We start from the raw sequence: 17967 nt of genomic DNA on the forward strand, positions 1-17967 counted from the left end.
GCGAAGCCCGCGCCTTACCCCCGCTGGCTCAGTGCCCGGCTGATCCGGTGCTTCGACACGGTGGTCTTCGGCACATGGAACGGGAACCAGCTGCGCACGTCCTCGTCCAGCCCGATGCCGTGCATGTAGTTGTAGATGGCCTTCTTCAGCGCACGGCCGAGCGCATCGTGATCCACGCCGGTAGGGTCATGGAAGCCGACGTCGTTCTTGGCGAAGGTGATCGGCGGCAGGGGCTTGAGGGTAACGCCGTATTCCTCGGGGTTCTGTCCCACCGGTGAATGCACCGTACAGGCGAACCGGTGGAAAAAGCCGCTCTGGATGCAGCCGTTGTCGAACAGTTGCCGCACGTACTCCAGCGCGTCCACGGTGTCCTGCACGGTCTGCGTGGGAAAGCCGTACATCAGGTAGGCATGCACCAGGATGCCGGCGTCCGTGAAGGCGCGCGTGACCCGTGCCACCTGGTCGACCGAGACGCCCTTCTTCATCAGGTTCAGCAGGCGGTCCGAGGCGACCTCAAGGCCGCCCGACACCGCAATGCAGCCGCTGTCGGCCAGCAGTTCGCAAAGCTCGGGGCTGAAGGTCTTTTCGAAACGGATGTTGCCCCACCACGAAATACCGGTATCGCGCGCGATCAGTTCGGTCGCAAGCGCCTTGAGCGACTTGGGCGGCGCGGCCTCGTCGACAAAGTGGAAACCGGTCTGCCCGGTTTCGCGCACGATGGCCTCGATGCGGTCGGCCAGCACCGCGGCGGATGCGCCTTCGTAGCGGCCGATGTAGTCCAGGCTGACGTCGCAGAAGCTGCATTTCTTCCAATAACAGCCATGCGCCACGGTCAGCTTGTTCCAGCGCCCGTCGCTCCACAGCCGGTTCATGGGATTCAGCATGTCCAGCAGCGACAGGTAGCGGTCCAGCGGCAGCCCATCCCAGGTGGGCGTACCCACCTCGGCAAAGGCGATGTCGGGTTCGACCATGTTGACGTAGCGCACCGCGCCCGTATCCGCGTCGCGCAGGAAGGTGCGCACCAGGCGCTGGCGCGAGCGCTTGCCCTGCAGATGCTCCAGGAGCGACAGCAAGGGACGCTCGCCCGCGTCCAGGGTCACGTAGTCGAAATAATCGAAGACCCGCGGGTCTTTCAGTTCGCGCAGTTCGGTATTGACGAAGCCGCCGCCCAGCACGGTGACGATGCCGGGATCGTGCGCCTTGATGGTCTGGGCGATGCGGAATGCGGCATAGACCGCGCCGGGGAACGGCACGGACAGGAGCACCACGGTGGGCGTGTGGCGGGCCAGCGCTTCCGAAGTCAGGCTGCGCAGCATGTCGTCCACCAGCGTGGGCGGCGCCGCCAGCGCCTGGGCCAGCGGATCGAAGGTGGGCTGGCTGCCCGCCAGCGATTCGGCGTAGCGCACGAACTCGAAACGCGGATCCACCGCGTCCCGCAGCACATCGGCCAGGTCGTTCAGGTACAGCGTCGCCAGGTGCTTGGCGCGGTCATGCAGGCCCAGGGCGCCGAAGGCCCAGCCCAGCGGATCGCCGCCGTCTTCGTCCAGATACACGTCCAGCGAACTGAAGCGCGGCCCCTCGGGCAGGAAATGGCGGCCGACGATGCGGTGCGCCAACGTCGAATCGCGGCCCTGCAGGAAGGCGATCACAGGCCCGATGGTCGCCAGATAGCGCGCCTGCTGCGCCACGAAGGACTGGACCGCGGGACTGTGCTTGTTCGCCGGCAAGGCAGCAACGCCTTCCGCCACGGCGCGCAGGCCGTCGGCCGACAGCAGGCGCAGCACCAGGGCCAGCGCCAGATCTTCCTGGAACGAGGTCACCTCGCGCGACCGCAGAAAGCCGGTCAGGTAGGCGGTGGACGGATACGGAGTATTGAGCTGCGTCATCGGCGGGATGACCGACAGCACGCGTAAAGGCAGAGAGGACATGAAGCACGGCAAGATTGCCGTCAAAGCGGGGATCGGGGCCATTATAGGCAGCGCGGCGGAACCGGACCCGGCTGTCAGGGAACGACCGCCGGGTTGCGCCGGACGCAGGCGTCAAAGATCGCCGAGCACGCGGGGATCGAATTGCCAGCGGTGGCTGCCATTCACGCTGCACACCGCCGTCGTCTTCTTGTCGCGCTTCGGACCGATCTCCCGGAGCTTCAATTCGCCATTGCATGCCGGGCACTGGCCGCCAATCTCGGTGTAGAAAACCTCGCCGGCGCGATTGGCTTCCAGGTTGCACATCATTAAAAACCGCGAATAACGCTTGCGTTTCAGATCACGCCCCGTCTCCAGGCTGACGAGGCTCAGGAAAATCAGGATGAACCACCACGCCGACATCCCCCAGGCATAGACGCCCAGGGCGGTGAGCGTCAAGCCTGCCGCGCCGGCTGCCAACAGCCAGACCGTCTTGACGGGCTTGCCGCGCAGCCGCAGGGGCGCAACGTGGTAACGCTGGAATGCTTCAGCCCAGCTGCCGCGAGAGGCCGCGGCAGCTGGCGCACTGGCGGCGGGCTGCGGGCTCGTCGCAGCGGGCGGCGTCTCGTCCGCCGCAAAACTGCCGGTGTCCCGTGCGAAGATGCTCTTGCTGGGCATGTTGCCCAGCACTCTTGCGCATTCGTCGCATACGCTATTTTTGCCCTTGTGGGCGGCTCCGCATCTAGAGCAATGCACGCTATCCCCTTGGAGTGGAAACTTTAATCCGGCACCATTATTACCATTATTCTTGGATTCCCGCCGCAACCCGTCCCGCCTGGCGTCACCTCATGCCCAACCGATCAGACCCATTCGCCCCGCCCCCAAAACAACGGAACGTCCGCCTCAATTCGCTGCTCTGGATCCTGGAACCCCTGGAGCGCGATGCCGGCTACCTGCGCCGCAAGATGTTTGGCTGCGACGCGGCGTACCTGGACGGCCTGCTGTACCTGGTCGCCGCCGATCGCGAGGATCCCTGGAGCGGCCTGCTCGTCTGCACCTCGCAGGAACGCCACGAGGCGCTGTTGGCGGAGTTCCCCGCCCTGCGCCCGCACCCCGTGCTGGGGAAATGGCTGTACCTGCCCCAGACCGACGAGGACTTCGAGACAATCGCGGCGCGGTTGGCGCAGCTTGCGCTGGCGCGGGATTCGCGGATGGGGGTGGCGCCCAGGCCGCGGTCGCGACGCCGGACCTGATCCGGGCCAGTTGCGGTCAGCAGTTCACCGCGCTTGCGGCGGCACCCGCCAGCTCCACCCTATTCCCGCCCAGCGCCTTGGCCTGATACAGCGCCCGGTCGGCCGCGGCCAGCGCGTCGGCCAAGGGCGGAACCTTGTCCTCGAATTGCGCCAACCCGACGCTGACCGTGGCCGGTATGCCCAGACTGTCGTCCCGGCCGGACACCGTTACGGAAAAGCGTTGAGCCACGGCCGCGCCCAGCACCGTTGCGCGGCGCGCGTCGGGACCGGCCAAAAGGGCGGCGAACTCTTCGCCACCGATGCGCGCAAGCAACACGTCGTCGCCCAACACGCAACGCGCGCTGTCGGCGAAAAATTTCAACACCTGATCGCCCGTCTGATGGCCGTACCTGTCGTTGATGGCCTTGAACTGGTCCAGATCGAAGGCCAGCACCGCAACCGGCCCGCGCCCTGCTCCACCCTCGATGATGCGTGCGCCCTGCTCGAAGAACCAGCGGCGGTTGCCCAGGCGGGTCAGATAGTCCGTCTGCGACTCTCGCAACAGCTGGCCGTGGGTCTCTTCGCGGATCAGCTTGAGCAGCGTCATCGGCAGCACGATGGAATACAGCACGCCTTCGTACATGGTAAGGGTGCTGGCGGTCAGGTGTATGGCCGGCCCGTGCTCCGCCACCCACCAGGGCAGGATGAAGGCGCGCGCGGCGTAGACCAGTGCGTGGAGGGTTACCGCCGCCGTTGCAATGCGCAGCGGCGTCAACGACCTGAGCGACTGGCACCGCAGCAGTTCCCAAGCGGTCACGCCGCTGACCAATGCGATCGGGAATGCGCTGATGTACTTCCAGACGAGATCCTCCCACTGTGCGCCGGCCGCCAGCCAGATCAGCGCCATGACGACCAGCAAGCCGATGGAAGCGCCCCGATGGCGCCTGCCGCTCAACGAGGCCGCGCCGTTCATGATGAGGAGATAGCCGCTGAGGACGATGAGATTGGCGACGGCCGAGCCCAACGGGCTGGGAAGCCTCGCGCGAAACAGCGCGACAGTGCAGCCCACGGCCAGCGTGGCGAAGCCCGCCGCCAGGATGCGCAATGATCCGCTGCGGCTGGGGTGGGTCCGATGCTCCCAGAACGTCAGGCCTGCACTGGCTAGCAGCGTTCCGATGATGATGAAGTAAAGGGTGAGGAGATCGACGTACATCTTCAACGCGTGGATATCGCGCCGCAGCAATCGCCGCAGCCAGCAAGGATTCTACGTGGGAAATGCGTCATGGAAACATAGCGTAACCCCTGTCACAACTTGGTTGCGCGTCATGCAACACCGGACCGCGCAGCCGTCTCTTCAAACGAAAGAATCCCGTGCAAGTGGCAAATTTGCCACTCATCTACAATTCGTGGCGGTGCCGATTGCCAACTGCAATCGGGCAGTAGCTCACAGGTAGTAATGACGCGCGCGAAGACACCCGCTTCCAAGAAGAGAAGTCCCCCAAGCAGATCCAAGGCCCGGGCCGGTTCCCGATCCAGCGGCCGCTTCCCCCGATTCCTGAAGGCCCTGCTGTTCTCGTCGCTGGCGAGTTTCGGCGCGGCGACCTATATGCTGAATCCGCAGTGGCGGATCCCGGCGCCGGTGCAGGAAGTCATCACGCGCCTGGGATGGCCGCAGCAGCGCCAGACCGCGGCGCCCGCGGCGGTGCCGACCGCAGCGCGGACAGGGGCGCCTGTTCAAACAATGTTTGCCGAATGCCGGCAGTTCTTTCCGCATTCGCGCCCGCCGGAAGTCCCGGGCGGCCAGAAGCTGCGGGAGGTGTGCTTCTCGGCCTTCGCCATCCTGCACGACGGGCAGACCAAGACGCCGGTGTTCGTGGCGGAACGCCTGAATCGCCAGATGCTGACCCAGGCCCAGGGGCAGCGCCGCACCGACAAGTTCTACGCCGAAGCGCGGCTGCCGCGCGCCGAACGGGCCGAGCTGGACGACTACCGCGGCTCCGGTTATTCGCGCGGCCACATGGCGCCGGCGGGCGACATGTCCACGCCCGAAGCCATGGCGCAGAGCTTCTCGCTGGCCAACATGGTGCCGCAGGATCAGATTCACAACGGCGGCGCCTGGAGCAGCATCGAGCAGGACACGCGCAAGTACGTGATGCGCGCCGCCGGCGACGTCTACGTTTTCACCGGTCCCATCTATGCCGACAAGCCCAAGACCATAGGCGCGGGCGTGGCCGTGCCCACGTACATCTACAAGGTCGTGTATGACGCGACCACCGGGCGCTCGTGGGTGCATTGGCAGGCCAACGCCGCCAGCACCAAGGCCGGGCCGCCGATCAGTTACGAGGAATTCGTCAAGCGCACGGGCATCCGGGTGCTGCCGGCAGGCAGCTGATGCGCGGACTGACGGGCCCGCTCATAGTTTGGACTCGTAGAACTCGACTTCGATGCGGTCCGCGCTCAGATAGCCGCAAAGATTGGCCGGAAAGCGGGCTCGGCTGCACGCGGTGTAGGCGTTTCCGTACAGCACCGCGGTCTGCAGGAAATTGCGGCTAAGCGCCGTGCTGTCGGAGTGGATGGAGCGCGTGAGTTCGGCTTGCAGCTGCTCGCTCGCCGCGCGCATCGGCCGCAGGATTTCTGATTCGAACTTGCGGGCTACGGTTGCTTCGGCTTCGCTCGCCGGCACGCTGGAATGCTGGGGATCATAAGCGTCCAGCAGCTCGTTCGGAGCGCGGCGCGCGCAATAGAACGCCTGATAGTACGAGCCCGTCGCAGGCCGTTTGAGGCGGGCTTGGGCCAGGTAGACCAAGGAAGGCACGGGGGAACTCCAGGAGATCAAGGTGCTGGTCGTGCCCGGCTTCACCGTGCTCACGTACGCGGGCAGGCAGGCGCCCAGTGGCTCACGCCTGGACCGCAGATCCGCCAGCCTTGCGGCGGCGTAGCGGTCTCCATAGCGCAGCACGTCCTCGTAATTGCCATTGAGATGGCTGCCTATGATTACCCCTTGCACCACCCAGACGCAGTAGCCCTCGACGGTCAGCCCGTCCTGGCAATACGTCGCCAGCGCGCGCTTCATGCTGGGTCCCATCGCCTGGAACCCCAAGTCCAGGGCAGCCGAATATGCCTTGAACAAGGCTTCGCTTCTCCCGTCACCCAAGCCCAGCGGGGCGCCGAGGGTCGAAGAGGCCAGCACGGCCGCCGCCACCGAACCAAACAATGCCATATCACTTCTCCAGTTGGGTGGCCGACAGCCGGCTGCGGTCGCGCGCGCTCAGCACCGTATCGGGATAGCGGTACGCCCAACGTCCGTCCTTGCATTGATAGACCCGCCCGCCATAGACGACGGTCGAACCTTCGCTGTAGTAGTTCAGATGCGCGGCATCCGAGGGGCGGGTGAAATACTCGCAGGCCTGGCCGGCGTAATCGAGCCCAGGATCCTTGGCGGCGGTCTTGGATGAAGGGGATGGATCCGGCGCGCCGGCGGGGGCATTGCGCGGCTTGTCGCGGCTGGCGGCGTTGTTGCCCCAGGGGTTCAGGGCGGGATCGGTGCTATAGCGCTCCTTGATCCGGTCGCGGTTGCGCAGGTAGTCGGCTTCCTGCTGTTTCGCCCGGGCCCTGGCCGCCGCGTTCTGCGCATCTTCATATTGCTGCCGCAGCCGGTCCTGCGTCTCCTGGTTCAGCAGCGCATCATCCTGCTGGCTGGAGTCTCGCAGGTAATCGCTCAGGGCGCGTTGCGCCGCATCGATGGCGGCGTCGGCATTGCCGCGCGAGGAAGTCGAGGAACGCGACTTCCCGGTGGCCTCAATGGCCTGCCCCGGTCCCGCGAACGCCGCGTGGCCGATGCCGGCCGACACGATGGCCGCCATAAGGCGGACCGCAAGCGTGGCCATAGGAAAGCTCCCCGAGGATGATCGCGCAAACGCCGCCGCCTCCAGGGACTGGCCGTGCAGATGGCCGGCCCGCGTGCGGTGTATCCATGATAGATCGCGCCATTGCCGCGGGAATCAGCCAAAAGGAGGAATCCTCCCCTACCCCCGCCGCGCCGCCTCAATGGCCGCGATATCGATCTTGCCCATCGTCATCATCGCGTCGAACGCGCGCTTGGCTGTGGCGGGATCGGGGTCCGAGATCGCTTCGATCAGCACGCGCGGCGTGATCTGCCATGACAGGCCCCACTTGTCCCGGCACCAGCCGCATTCGCTGGCCTGGCCGCCGTTGCCGATGATGGCGTCCCAGAGGCGGTCGGTCTCGGCCTGGTCTTCGGTCGAAATCTGGAAGGAAAAGGCCTCGCTGTGCTTGAAGGCCGGGCCGCCGTTCAGGCCCACGCAGGGTATGCCCGCGACCGTGAACTCGACGGTCAGCACATCGCCCTGCTTGCCCGAAGGATAGTCCCCCGGCGCGCGCAGAATCTTTCGCACAGCGCTGTCCGGAAAAGTCCGGGCGTAGAACTGCGCGGCTTCCAGGGCATCCTGGTCGTACCAGAGGCAGACGGTATTTTTGCTGGTCATATTCATACTCCTGCCGATAGCCTTGCAAGCACGACGGCGAGCGAGACTTCGGCGCATGTGGCGAGAGGCCTGGATCGGCCTCTCGCATCCCGCCTTACGGCGTCACGATGTTGAACCAGAACGGGAAATCATCCAGCGCCCCAAACACTTCGGCCAGCTTGGCCTGATCGCCGCTGACCTTGACGTCGCCCTTGGCCATGGCGTCCTTCAGCGTGGTCTGCTTCAGCATGATGTTGTTGAGCGTCTCGCGGCTAAGCGACACGCTGGCGCTGGGATCCTTGGCCGCCTTGCCTTCGGAATGGTTCAGCACGCTGTTGGCCATTTCCAGCATGTACTTCTGCTTCGTGTCGGTGAAATCCACGTTCAGCACGACGTGCTTGCCCTCGGTCTTCTCGCGGTTCAGCCGCACCGCGAAGTAGTCGAACAGCATGTCCAGCGTCATGGCGCGCACGGTGTCCGGGCTGGCGGTGTCCGGCACCGGCAGCTTCTGCACGCCTTCACGCAGTTCCTTCGCGCCGGTCAGGTAGAAGTTGCGCCACGGGCCGCTTTCGGCCTGGTAGCCCAACTGCTCCAGCGCATCGGCCTGCAGGTTGCGCGCCTCCTGGTTCTTCGGATCGGCGAACACCGCGTAGTTGACCACCTCGGCCACCCAGCGATAGTCGCCCTTGGCATAGTATTCGCGCGCCTTTTTCACCACGGCGTCCACGCCGCCCATCATGTCGACGTAGCGCTTGGCGCCCTCTTCGATGGGCAGGGTGTGCAAGGTGGCGGGGTTGCCGTTGAACCAGCCCAGGTAGAGCACGTAGGTCGCGCGGACGTTGTGGTTGACGGAGCCGTAATAGCCGCGGTTGGAGAACTTGCTGGCAATGGACTTGGGCAGCTTGACCTGTTCGGCGATCTCTTCCTTGTTGTAGCCCATGTTGGCCAGGCGCAAGGTCTCGTCGTTGATGTAGCGGTACATGTCACGCTGCAGGCTCAGCTGTTCGCGCACGTCCTTGTTGTTCCAGACCGGCCAGTGGTGCATGGCGTACATCACTTCGACATCGTCGCCCCACAGGTTCAGGGCCTCGTTCAGGTACTTCGACCAGGCCAGCGGATCGCGGATCTTGGCGCCGCGCAGGGAATAGGTGTTGTGCAGCGTGTGGGTGGAGTCCTCGGCCGTGTTGAGCGCCTTCTTTTCCCTGATGTAGTACAGCATCTCGGCAGGCGCTTCGCTGCCGGGCGCGTACAGGAATTCATAGGTCAGGCCGTCGATGGTGCGCTTTTCGCCGGTCTTCTCGATGATGTCGGTGGGCGGAATCAGCGTGACCGTGCCCGCCGAGGTCGTCGTGCCCAGGCCCGCGCCCACCTGGCCCGTCGCGCTGGGCGGCAGCAGGTTGCCGTACATATAGCTGGCGCGGCGGCTCATGGCCGTGCCGGCCATCACGTTTTCGGCCACGGCGTGTTCCAGGAATCCCAGCGGGGCATAGATCTTGACCTTGCCCGCCTTCACCTCGGCCTCGTCGACCACGCCGCGCACGCCGCCGTAGTGGTCCACGTGGCTATGGGTGTAGATGACGGCCACGACAGGCTTCTTGGGACGGTGCTGATAGTAGAGGTCCAGCGCGGCCTTGGCCGTTTCGGTGGAGATCAGCGGATCCATGATCGTCAGGCCTTCCTTGCCTTCGACGATGGTCATGTTCGACAGGTCCTGATTGCGGACCTGGTAGATCCCGTCCATCACCTGGAACAGGCCCGAAATATTGATCAGTTGCGCCTGGCGCCACAGACTGGGATTGACGGTGTCGGGCGCATCCGAGCCTTCCTTGATGAAGCCGTACTTGTCCGAATCCCAGACCAGGTTGCCCTCGGCGCCCTTGATCATGCCGGCGGGCAGCGGCGCGATGAAGCCTTTATGGGCCAATTCGAAAGCGGTCTTGTCCGAGAACGGCAATTCCTTCAGAAGGGCCGCGTTGGCCTCCTTGGTGGAGGCCTCGGCGGGCTTGGGTCCATTAGCCGCCCATGCCGGCGCTGCAAGCGCGAACGCCAGGGCCGTCAATGCGGCTGGCGCCGAGCAACGACGGCGCCTGGACGGCAGGCGTTGCTGTGCATGGAAATCGGTCGCGCGGCGAAGCAGCTTCATGATCATTTTCTCCAGACGGGTAGAGGACAAACCACCCTGAATATGGCGGTCCGGCAAGCAACTGAGTCAGGCGAATGCAGAGGACAAGATCAAACTTGCAGGGGACGAAGCGTGAGGCCGACGCGCCGGAGGAGAAAGGAATCAGCCCGGATGAGCGATCGCATGCGACGGGGTGTTGGCTGTATCGAACAAAGCCTACACATTTTTCCTTCTAAATCAATCGTGGATTGCAATTAATCACGTTTCGCATTGCGAACGGCGGCGCCTCCATTTATCTTTGTCAGACTGAACGCGGTCGATACCCACCCCAGGCATGGCATATTGCATGGAGCTTCGATGAGCCCCCGGTCTAGCCACGCAGGCATGCGCAAGCGCAAAATCGGCCTGCTTGCGGTACTGGTCGCCCTGGCCGTGCTGAGCGTTGCCGTCGGCTTTTCCAACGCCATGTACTCGAGCTACCAGGTACAGAAGGCGCAGATCATCAAGAACGCGCTGGCCGCCAACCACGCGCGCGCCGAAAAACTGGCCGAGGTCATCGACGTCTATGTCGCCGCGTTGCACCGCCAAGCCCGGAGCGCCGCCGACCGGCTTCCGGGGTCCCTGGGCAAGCCCCAAGCGCTGCAGGATGAGTTGCAGCGCCTGGCCGGCCAGATCGATTCGCTGCACGCGGTCATGCTGGCCGACGCCGAGGGCCGTATCGTCGCCCGTTCCCCCATGGGACAGCTCGCGGATGCCAAGGTCCTGCGTCTTGCCGACCTGGGCATAAGCGCCCAGGGCCCAGCGTCCTGGGTGACGACAATACCCGGGGCGCAAGCCGCGGTGCTTACCGTGGCCGAACCCGTGGAAGACGCGGCCGGCGCGCCCCTGGCCTACCTGGCCATCGCCATCACGCTGGACGCCGGCAGCGGCATGGACCGCATCATCGGCGACCGCGACGAAATCGCCGGCATGTCGGTGTTCCTGGTCGGCAGCAACGGCGACGTGCTGTACCGCAGGCATGCCCCTGCCGGGACGTTCGATCTGGCCAGCCTGGAGCCTGCACGGCACGGCGGCGCCGCCCTTTATCCGAAGGCGGACGGCGGCGCCGTATTGATCGGCTACGCGCCTTTGGCCAAGGGCAATTGGGCCGTGGTGGCTCAACGTTCGCTGGATCAGGTGCTGTCGCCGCTGCGCGAATTGCTCGGGGATGCCCTGCGCTCGGCCATCCCGGCCATCGTGCTCACGCTGTTACTGGTATGCGGCCTGGCCTATGCCATCGCCTCGCCGCTGTCGCGTCTGACGCGCGCCATGAGCGCGGGCAAATCGCCTGGCGTGGACCTCGGGCGGCTCAACGCATGGTATGCCGAGGCCGACACCTTGCGCGACGCGGTGGAGCTGACGCTAAACCAGCATCAGGACGAGGTGGGTCGCCTGAATACCCAGGCGCTGACGGATCCCATGACCGGACTATTGAACCGCCGCGCCATGACCGACGTGCTGGACGCCTACGCGGCCGATGGCGCATCCGTGGCCGTCATCGCCATGGATCTGGACCACTTCAAGCGCATCAATGACAGCTTCGGCCACATGACGGGCGACAAAGTGCTGATCGCACTGGCCGAGGTAATCCGCGCCGGCCTGCGCGACCAGGATCGCGCCTTCAGGGTGGGCGGAGAAGAGTTCATCGCCCTGTTGCCTACCGGCTCGGCCGAAAAGGCGTGCGAGATCGCCGAGCGCCTGCGCACCGCCGTAGCCCGACGCCTTATGCCGGACAGCGTGGGCCGTGTAACCGTGTCGATCGGCGTCGCGCTCTGGCCGCAGGACGGGGAATCCGCCGCCGACGTCATACGGCGGGCGGACGAAGCGCTCTACGAATCCAAGCAGCTAGGCCGCAACCGCGTGACGCTATGGCGCGACCGCGCCGCCACCGAACAGTCCCCTCCGAACAAGCGCAATTGAACACACGGTGACCAAATGAACTATTCCCTCTTGCTGGCGGGTTTGGCTGTCCTGTTCTTCGCGCTGCTGCTGCTTGCCATGAGAATCGGAAGACGGCTCGGACATGGCGCGGACGACAAAAGCGGCGCGGGGACCGCCGCCATCGAGGCATCCGTGTTCGCGCTGCTGGGCCTGTTGGTGGCCTTCACGTTTTCGGGCGCGGCCCAGCGCATGGCCGAGCGCCGCGACCTGCTGGTCCAGGAGGTCAATGCCATCGGGACGGCGTGGCTGCGCATCGACATGCTCGATGCCGCCGACCAGCCCAAGCTGCGCGAGCAGTTCCGCCGCTATGTCGACAGCCGCATCGAGTATTACAGCCACGTCGCCGCGCTGGATCAACGCGAAGCGATTGCGGCCCGCGTGGGGGCCCTGCAGAAAGAAATCTGGACCACCTCCATGAGCGCGGCCCGCCATGCCGTGCCGCCCTTTGCCGCGTCGTATGTGGGCGCAGTCAACGACATGTTCGACGTGTCCACCGCGCAGACCGTGGCGCAGAAGGTTCACCCGCCCGTCGCGACCTATGCCTTTCTGGTCTTTCTGGCCCTGGTGTGCGCCTGCCTCATCGGATCGAAACTGGCCTTGTCCCAACGCGACAGCCTGCTGCATCAACTGGTCTATGCCGTGGTCATGACCGCTGCGATATACATCATCGTGGACTTCGAGTTTCCACGCATAGGCACGATTCGGATCGACCAGAGCGATGCGCTGCTGGCCGCCCAGCGGCAGGCCATGGTTGACCCGCCTGCCGCGGCCAAGTAGATTCGCTGACGCCGCAAGGCCGGCTGCTGTTGGACACGCATTCATTCCGGAGATGACATGCCCCCGCCCGTGATGATGGTGATACGGCGTTCAGGCTGGTTGCTCGCGCTGCTTGGCAGCGCAATCTTTGCTCCTGCCATGGCCCAGGGCCTGCGGCTAAGCCAGGACGACCTGCAAAAGCGCGCCAACGGGGTGCTCGCGATCATGTCGTTCTCCATCGTGCCCGACATCACGACCAGTTCCCTGAACATAGGCGGAGGCAGCGGATCGGTCTCGGGGTCCAGCGAATTCGCCATGACGCAGCTGGGCGGCGGCGACACCATCTCCAAATCGGTCCCCATCTACCTGGAAGGCGTGCTGGCCGCCAGCCGCTACGATCCGACCTTCGTCGCCACGCAGGGCGCCGAATCCCGCAGCATCCCCACCAAGTGGAACAGCTTTTCGGCCACCGGCGGCATAGGCTGGGACTTCAAGCTGACCGACGAACTGAAGCTGCGGCCCATCTTCAATTTTGCGCTGGGCAACGTCACCAGCGACCTGCGCGCCGCCAGCTGGTATGTGGGCCGCCAGACTGGCAAGGACATCAGCTTCCTGGACAAGGGTTCGCTCAACGCCTATGGCCTGGGCGGCTCGCTGATGCTGGACTATGAGCATTACCGCCCCGGTTACGAGGTCGACGTGGAGCTGCGCTATTCCGACATGCGCCTGCAGAGCTTCAACAGTTCTGCCGCCGTCGAGGGCCACGCCACGGCGCAATCGGCCAATCTGTGGGCGCGCTACCGTGCGCCAACGGGATTCGTCATGCTGCAACGGCCGCTGCGCTACGTGCTGGAGCTGACGCACTCTGAGTTCCTGGGCGACCAGCGCGGCATCCTGGGATTCGACCGGCTGACCTCCGTGGGCGCCGGCCTGGAGCTGGATTCCAGCGCCTATGACGTGATCATCACCCGCACCCGGCTGGTGGGCCGCTATGTGTTCGGCACCAATGTGTCGGGCTTCTCCGTCGGGCTGGCAGTGAGCTTCTGAACCGGCCGCCGGCGGAATTGCGCCGGATTTGTTACTCCCCCCTCTCCGCCCGGCGATGCCAGACTGTTTCCAGGCCGCCGAGCAGCCAGTCTGCGCGCAGACCCTTGCGCCAGGGCCTCGGCCCGCGATAAGGAGGTAGGAAATCATGACTGCATCAAGCAATGGCGCGCCCATGCGCACGCCCCCGGTCGTCTCGCCCCAGGACTGGGAAACCGCCCGCCAGCAACTGCTGGTCAAGGAAAAAGCCCACACCCGCGCCCGCGATGCGCTGGCCGCCGAACGCCGGCGCATGCCCTGGACGCCAGTGACCAAGGCCTATGCGTTCGAAGGCCCGTCGGGCATGCTCGCCCTGCCCGACCTGTTCGACGGCCGCCGCCAACTGATCGTCTACCGCGCCTTCTTCGAGCCGGGCGTGTATGGCTGGCCGGAGCACGCCTGCCGCGGCTGCTCCATGGTGGCCGACCAGGTCGCGCATCTGGCGCATCTGAACGCCCGCGACACCACGCTGGTCTTCCTGTCCCGGGCGCCGCAGGCGGACATTGCGCGGCTGAAAGCGCAGATGGATTGGAAGATGCCCTGGTACACGCTGACCGATGGCTTCGATACCGACTTCGGCGTGGACGAGTGGCATGGCACCAATGTGTTCTACCGCGACGGAGACCGCATCTTCCGCACCTATTTCCTCAACAACCGCGGCGACGAGCAGATGGGCGGCACCTGGAACTACCTGGACATCACGCCGCTGGGCCGCCAGGAAGTCTGGGAGGATTCTCCCGAAGGCTATCCGCAGACCCCGACCTACAAGTGGTGGAACTGGCACGACAGCTATGTGCCGGACGCGCCGCCGGACAGAAAATGGGTCGAGATTTCCGATGCGGGCGAGGCCGCATTCCGGGCGCAGAGCGCAGCCACCAAACGGTGAGCGGGCGGGCGGCTGGCCGGGCGCGGCCGCTTGCCGTATTCATTGGTAATTAAAATAACCAATAGATACACAAGCTCAAACAACAGCAATTATCGGGGTCCGATGACCGTGCTAATTTATGCGCCCGCCGACCTTCGGCCCAGGCGCATCCCCAGCGTCCCCGTCAGGCGGCTGTTGCCGGGCCGCTGCGCCCTCCTACCCCTATTTGACGAGAACCCATGCACAAGAACCTCGAGAGCGACACGATCATCGCCCAGGGAAAAAAGCGGATGTCCGGCCTGCTGCTGGCGGCGGGCCTGGCGCTTGCGGCAACCGCGCCGGCCATGGCCGTACCGCCGATCAAGGCGCACGGCGCGCCTGCCGCTGCACCCGCCACGGCAGCGCCCTCGGGTTCAGTGCAGAAGACCGACATCCAGAACCAGGCCGCCTATGAGCGCCTGATGAACAACAGCGGCATCACCCTGCAATGGCTCTGGTCCGCGCAGCGCGGCCACCTGACCGCGACGGATGAAAACGACGTGGTGCGCATCGAGGGCACGCAGGCCAACCACGAAGGCACGCTGAAGATCAAGGGCGATATCGTCTCCATCGCCAGCGACCGCTTTATCTTCCGCGGCACGATCCTGATCCTGGACGCGCCGGACAAAGGCCGCCGCTGCGAACGCAATGGCGAGTTCGAGTTCCGCGCGACCGGCAAGCGCAAGTACTGGCGCCTGCAGCAGATGGAAGCCTGCGGCGGGCTGACGGACTACGTGGACGTGTACTACTGAGCCCAGCCTGCAAGAAGGCTATGCTTGCGCATCGATGCCGGCGGCCTCCTCATGCCGCAGTCCGCCGGCGCCACGGCGCGCGGCATATCTGAGGAGGTTTACATGATCACCGAAGTGGACAAGAAGCACCTGGCGCGCTGCGTCGAGCTGGCGAAACAGGCGCTGGAAGCGGGCGACGAACCCTTCGGCTCGGTGCTGGTTTCACCCGACGGCGTGGTCCTGTTCGAAGACCACAACCATGTCTCCAGCGGCGACCGCACGCGGCATCCGGAATTCGAGATCGCGCGCTGGGCCGCCAGCAATCTGCCGCCGGCCGAGCGCTCGGCCTGCACCGTCTATACCTCGGGCGAGCACTGCTCCATGTGCGCCTCCGCGCATGGCTGGGTGGGCCTGGGCCGGATCGTCTATGCTAGTTCTTCTGCCCAGTACCGGGAATGGCTGCGGGAATGGGGCGTCGCCCCCACGACCAAGGTGCGGCCGCTGGCCATTGCCGAAGTCGTGGACGGCATACCGGTGGAAGGTCCCGTGCCGGAGTTCGCCGAACAGATCAAACTGCTGCACCAGGAAAGAATGCGCCGCCGCGGCTAGGCGGCGCCCTGCACGGTTCGCCGTTACCGCCCGTCTCAATCGTCAGCAGCAATCCGCAGTATTCTCGCTGCACCGCACTATGAACAGGACTCCCGCATGCCCTCTGCCCTGACCAAATGGCTCACCAGCATCGCGTTCGGCCTGCTAGTCGCCTGGGCCAGCGGCGGCGTCGTCAATCCGGTCATGCAGCAGGCGCTCGGGCTGGCGGACTTGACTGGGCTTGCCTATATGGCGGCGCTGGACAGAATGCTGATCACGACGGGCGTCGTGTCGCTGCTGATAGGCGTGGCGCTAGTCGCAGCGCTGGTCCGCATTCCAAATTTTCGCCGCCTGATCGGCTGGGGCTGCGCCATGCTCGGCCTGGCCGTCCTGCTGAACCTGCTCGGCGCCGTGCTTGCAATGGAACCCGGCATCTTCAATCCGGCCAGCGGCGGCAAGCAGGCGGCCAACGACGCCTATACGGCGCTGTTTTTCTGGGCGCTGATTTTCGGCCTGCCTTATCTGGGGGCCGGCCTGGCGCTGACCATAGGCGGCTGGGTCCTGATCCGCAAGAATCCCGGCCCGGGCGCGGCCAGGCCGGCATGACACGGCCGCCGTGCGCCCTTAAAGTGTGAAATTAACCGGAGCTCCGCAAGCTCCCATCTCCCTGTTTTTTCTGGCCCTACTCGCTCCATGTCCAACCTCATCGTCCACGGCGGCACCCCTTTGCGCGGCCGCGTCATCCCTTCGGCCAACAAGAACGCGGTCCTGCCTGTGCTGTGCGCCACCCTGCTGACGGACCAGCCGCTGCGGCTGCACGGCGTGCCCGACATCACGGACGTGCGCAAGATCCTGGACATCTTCCGCACGCTGGGCAGCGAGGTGCGGCTGGACGAGTCCACCCGCACCCTGGACCTGCATCACCGCGACACCGCCTTCGACGCCGCCCGCCACCGGCTGCCCGAGGAAATGCGCTCTTCCATCATGCTGGTGCCGCCGCTGCTGGCGCGCTTCGGGGTCGCGCGCCTGGAAGACAACGTCAAGGGCTGCACCCTGGGCGTGCGCGAGATCGATCCGCACGTGGACATCTTCCGCTCCTTCGGCGGCGAGGTGGAACGAGCCAGCGGCTCGCTGCTGGTCCGCAGCAGCGGCCCGTTGAAGCCGACCCACCACTGGCTGGACTACGCCTCGGTGACGACCACCGAGAACTTCGTGCTGTGCGCCGCCGCCGCGCAAGGCGAGTCGACGCTGACCAACGCCGCCTCCGAGCCGCACGTGCAGGAGTTCTGCCGCTTCATGGCGATGATGGGCGCGGACATCGACGGCATCGGCACCTCGCGGCTGACGGTGCGCGGCGGCGTCAGCCTGGGAGGCGGCGAATTCACCTTCGAGGAAGACTTCCACGAGATCACCACCTTTCTCGCGCTGGGCGCGATCACGGGCGGCGACGTGGTGGTGCGCAACAGCACGCCCGCGAACTTCCCGCTGATCGACCGCACCTTCGCCAAGTTCGGCGTGCAGATCGTGCACGAGAACGGCTGGTCGCGCGCGCTTCGCTCGGGCCCCTTGAAGGTACAGACGCCCTTCACCAGCAATGTGCTGACCAAGGTCGAAGCGGCGCCATGGCCCTATTTCCCGGTGGACCTGCTGCCCATCTTCATCGCGCTGGGCGTGTGCGCCGAGGGCAACGCCATGTTCTGGAACAAGGTCTACGACGGCGCGCTGGGCTGGACCGGTGAGCTGTCCAAGTTCGGCGCGCACGTGTTTTCGTCCGATCCGCACCGGCTGATCACGTTTGGCGGCCGGCCGCTGACGCCCGCGGTGGTCGAAAGCCCCTACATCATCCGCGTCGCCATCGCGCTCTTCATGATCGCCAGCAGCATCGACGGCCGCTCGGAAATCCGCAACGCCACGCCGATCCGCCGCGCGCATCCCCGCTTCGTCGAAAACCTGCGCAGCCTCGGCGTGCAGGTGGAATGGACCAGCGAGGAGTAAGCTTTCCAGATACGCACGCCACGGCGCGCATAACGGGAGCGGGCCGACCGGCTCCCGGCGCGGCGCGCCGCCCTCCTTAGGTCATGGCCTCTCACGCAGGAGGCGTACTCCATGCCGCGTCCGAACCCATAGGCGGCCAGGGCCTGCTTCGCAGGCCCCAGTTTCAAAGGTTGTTCACGAAGCAGCAC

The 17967-nt window shown here is 65.3% G+C and carries 17 protein-coding genes; 10 read left to right on the forward strand and 7 right to left on the reverse strand.

All coding sequences use genetic code 11. The features are described from left to right. Positions 1 to 14 precede the first annotated feature (14 nt). Positions 15 to 1928: a B12-binding domain-containing radical SAM protein gene (locus HV793_RS17245; protein WP_175213649.1), complete on the reverse strand. Its 1914-nt coding sequence runs from the start codon at positions 1926 to 1928 to the stop codon at positions 15 to 17. Positions 1929 to 2039: 111 nt separating this feature from the next. Beyond that, entirely contained in the window at positions 2040 to 2582 is a 543-nt protein-coding gene (locus tag HV793_RS17250; RefSeq protein WP_175213650.1) for a hypothetical protein, read from the reverse strand. Positions 2583 to 2752: 170 nt separating this feature from the next. Between HV793_RS17250 and HV793_RS17255 the strand changes: the two genes are divergently transcribed. Continuing rightward, positions 2753 to 3157 (forward strand): hypothetical protein, encoded by a 405-nt coding sequence (locus HV793_RS17255; protein WP_175213651.1) that lies wholly within the window; start codon positions 2753 to 2755, stop codon positions 3155 to 3157. Positions 3158 to 3173: 16 nt separating this feature from the next. Here the strand turns inward: HV793_RS17255 and HV793_RS17260 are convergent, their stop codons facing one another. Beyond that, complete coding sequence (locus tag HV793_RS17260) at positions 3174 to 4349, reverse strand: GGDEF domain-containing protein (RefSeq protein ID WP_054456489.1); 1176 nt, start codon at positions 4347 to 4349, stop codon at positions 3174 to 3176. Positions 4350 to 4592: 243 nt separating this feature from the next. Between HV793_RS17260 and HV793_RS17265 the strand changes: the two genes are divergently transcribed. Then, positions 4593 to 5528 (forward strand): DNA/RNA non-specific endonuclease, encoded by a 936-nt coding sequence (locus tag HV793_RS17265; protein ID WP_175213652.1) that lies wholly within the window; start codon positions 4593 to 4595, stop codon positions 5526 to 5528. 21 nt (positions 5529 to 5549) lie between these two features. Here HV793_RS17265 and HV793_RS17270 read toward each other — a convergent pair whose 3' ends face one another. From HV793_RS17270 to HV793_RS17285, 4 genes are all read right to left on the reverse strand, one after another. Beyond that, on the reverse strand, positions 5550 to 6356 hold the full coding sequence (locus tag HV793_RS17270; RefSeq protein WP_175213653.1) for a hypothetical protein: 807 nt from the start codon (positions 6354 to 6356) through the stop codon (positions 5550 to 5552). A 1-nt stretch (position 6357) separates the two neighbouring features. Continuing rightward, positions 6358 to 7023, reverse strand: coding sequence for a hypothetical protein (locus HV793_RS17275; protein WP_125472362.1), 666 nt, complete (start codon positions 7021 to 7023; stop codon positions 6358 to 6360). Positions 7024 to 7161: 138 nt separating this feature from the next. Beyond that, a complete protein-coding gene (locus tag HV793_RS17280; protein ID WP_054456268.1) occupies positions 7162 to 7641 on the reverse strand; it encodes a VOC family protein in 480 nt (159 codons plus the stop codon). Between the two features lie 94 nt (positions 7642 to 7735). Next, a complete protein-coding gene (locus HV793_RS17285; protein WP_244958663.1) occupies positions 7736 to 9763 on the reverse strand; it encodes an alkyl/aryl-sulfatase in 2028 nt (675 codons plus the stop codon). Between the two features lie 363 nt (positions 9764 to 10126). Between HV793_RS17285 and HV793_RS17290 the strand changes: the two genes are divergently transcribed. The 8 genes from HV793_RS17290 to HV793_RS17325 all read left to right on the forward strand — a co-directional run bounded on the left by HV793_RS17290 (position 10127) and on the right by HV793_RS17325 (position 17779). Continuing rightward, complete coding sequence (locus tag HV793_RS17290) at positions 10127 to 11701, forward strand: GGDEF domain-containing protein (RefSeq protein ID WP_175213654.1); 1575 nt, start codon at positions 10127 to 10129, stop codon at positions 11699 to 11701. A gap of 15 nt (positions 11702 to 11716) precedes the next feature. After that, the gene (locus HV793_RS17295) at positions 11717 to 12499 is read left to right on the forward strand and encodes a bestrophin-like domain (protein ID WP_054456266.1); all 783 of its coding nucleotides are present in this window, start codon (positions 11717 to 11719) and stop codon (positions 12497 to 12499) included. A gap of 57 nt (positions 12500 to 12556) precedes the next feature. Then, positions 12557 to 13525 (forward strand): hypothetical protein, encoded by a 969-nt coding sequence (locus HV793_RS17300; protein ID WP_175213655.1) that lies wholly within the window; start codon positions 12557 to 12559, stop codon positions 13523 to 13525. A gap of 172 nt (positions 13526 to 13697) precedes the next feature. Further along, positions 13698 to 14447: a DUF899 domain-containing protein gene (locus tag HV793_RS17305; protein ID WP_199728328.1), complete on the forward strand. Its 750-nt coding sequence runs from the start codon at positions 13698 to 13700 to the stop codon at positions 14445 to 14447. A 218-nt stretch (positions 14448 to 14665) separates the two neighbouring features. Beyond that, entirely contained in the window at positions 14666 to 15217 is a 552-nt protein-coding gene (locus HV793_RS17310; RefSeq protein WP_119451278.1) for a hypothetical protein, read from the forward strand. A 102-nt stretch (positions 15218 to 15319) separates the two neighbouring features. Continuing rightward, on the forward strand, positions 15320 to 15805 hold the full coding sequence (locus HV793_RS17315; RefSeq protein WP_054456486.1) for a nucleoside deaminase: 486 nt from the start codon (positions 15320 to 15322) through the stop codon (positions 15803 to 15805). Between the two features lie 96 nt (positions 15806 to 15901). After that, complete coding sequence (locus HV793_RS17320) at positions 15902 to 16390, forward strand: hypothetical protein (RefSeq protein WP_119451277.1); 489 nt, start codon at positions 15902 to 15904, stop codon at positions 16388 to 16390. Between the two features lie 87 nt (positions 16391 to 16477). Next, positions 16478 to 17779: a UDP-N-acetylglucosamine 1-carboxyvinyltransferase gene (locus tag HV793_RS17325; RefSeq protein ID WP_054456262.1), complete on the forward strand. Its 1302-nt coding sequence runs from the start codon at positions 16478 to 16480 to the stop codon at positions 17777 to 17779. The last annotated feature ends 188 nt before the right edge of the window (positions 17780 to 17967 follow it).

This window comes from Achromobacter aegrifaciens (assembly GCF_902859965.1).
Lineage (GTDB): Bacteria > Pseudomonadota > Gammaproteobacteria > Burkholderiales > Burkholderiaceae_B > Achromobacter > Achromobacter aegrifaciens.

Coding starts and splice junctions, on each gene's coding strand:
- HV793_RS17245 (WP_175213649.1), bottom strand. CDS start 1,928: ATGTCCTCTCTGCCTTTACGCGTGCTGTCGGTCATCCCGCCGATGACG.
- HV793_RS17250 (WP_175213650.1), bottom strand. CDS start 2,582: ATGCCCAGCAAGAGCATCTTCGCACGGGACACCGGCAGTTTTGCGGCG.
- HV793_RS17255 (WP_175213651.1), top strand. CDS start 2,753: ATGCCCAACCGATCAGACCCATTCGCCCCGCCCCCAAAACAACGGAAC.
- HV793_RS17260 (WP_054456489.1), bottom strand. CDS start 4,349: ATGTACGTCGATCTCCTCACCCTTTACTTCATCATCATCGGAACGCTG.
- HV793_RS17265 (WP_175213652.1), top strand. CDS start 4,593: ATGACGCGCGCGAAGACACCCGCTTCCAAGAAGAGAAGTCCCCCAAGC.
- HV793_RS17270 (WP_175213653.1), bottom strand. CDS start 6,356: ATGGCATTGTTTGGTTCGGTGGCGGCGGCCGTGCTGGCCTCTTCGACC.
- HV793_RS17275 (WP_125472362.1), bottom strand. CDS start 7,023: ATGGCCACGCTTGCGGTCCGCCTTATGGCGGCCATCGTGTCGGCCGGC.
- HV793_RS17280 (WP_054456268.1), bottom strand. CDS start 7,641: ATGACCAGCAAAAATACCGTCTGCCTCTGGTACGACCAGGATGCCCTG.
- HV793_RS17285 (WP_244958663.1), bottom strand. CDS start 9,763: ATGAAGCTGCTTCGCCGCGCGACCGATTTCCATGCACAGCAACGCCTG.
- HV793_RS17290 (WP_175213654.1), top strand. CDS start 10,127: ATGCGCAAGCGCAAAATCGGCCTGCTTGCGGTACTGGTCGCCCTGGCC.
- HV793_RS17295 (WP_054456266.1), top strand. CDS start 11,717: ATGAACTATTCCCTCTTGCTGGCGGGTTTGGCTGTCCTGTTCTTCGCG.
- HV793_RS17300 (WP_175213655.1), top strand. CDS start 12,557: ATGCCCCCGCCCGTGATGATGGTGATACGGCGTTCAGGCTGGTTGCTC.
- HV793_RS17305 (WP_199728328.1), top strand. CDS start 13,698: ATGCGCACGCCCCCGGTCGTCTCGCCCCAGGACTGGGAAACCGCCCGC.
- HV793_RS17310 (WP_119451278.1), top strand. CDS start 14,666: ATGCACAAGAACCTCGAGAGCGACACGATCATCGCCCAGGGAAAAAAG.
- HV793_RS17315 (WP_054456486.1), top strand. CDS start 15,320: ATGATCACCGAAGTGGACAAGAAGCACCTGGCGCGCTGCGTCGAGCTG.
- HV793_RS17320 (WP_119451277.1), top strand. CDS start 15,902: ATGCCCTCTGCCCTGACCAAATGGCTCACCAGCATCGCGTTCGGCCTG.
- HV793_RS17325 (WP_054456262.1), top strand. CDS start 16,478: ATGTCCAACCTCATCGTCCACGGCGGCACCCCTTTGCGCGGCCGCGTC.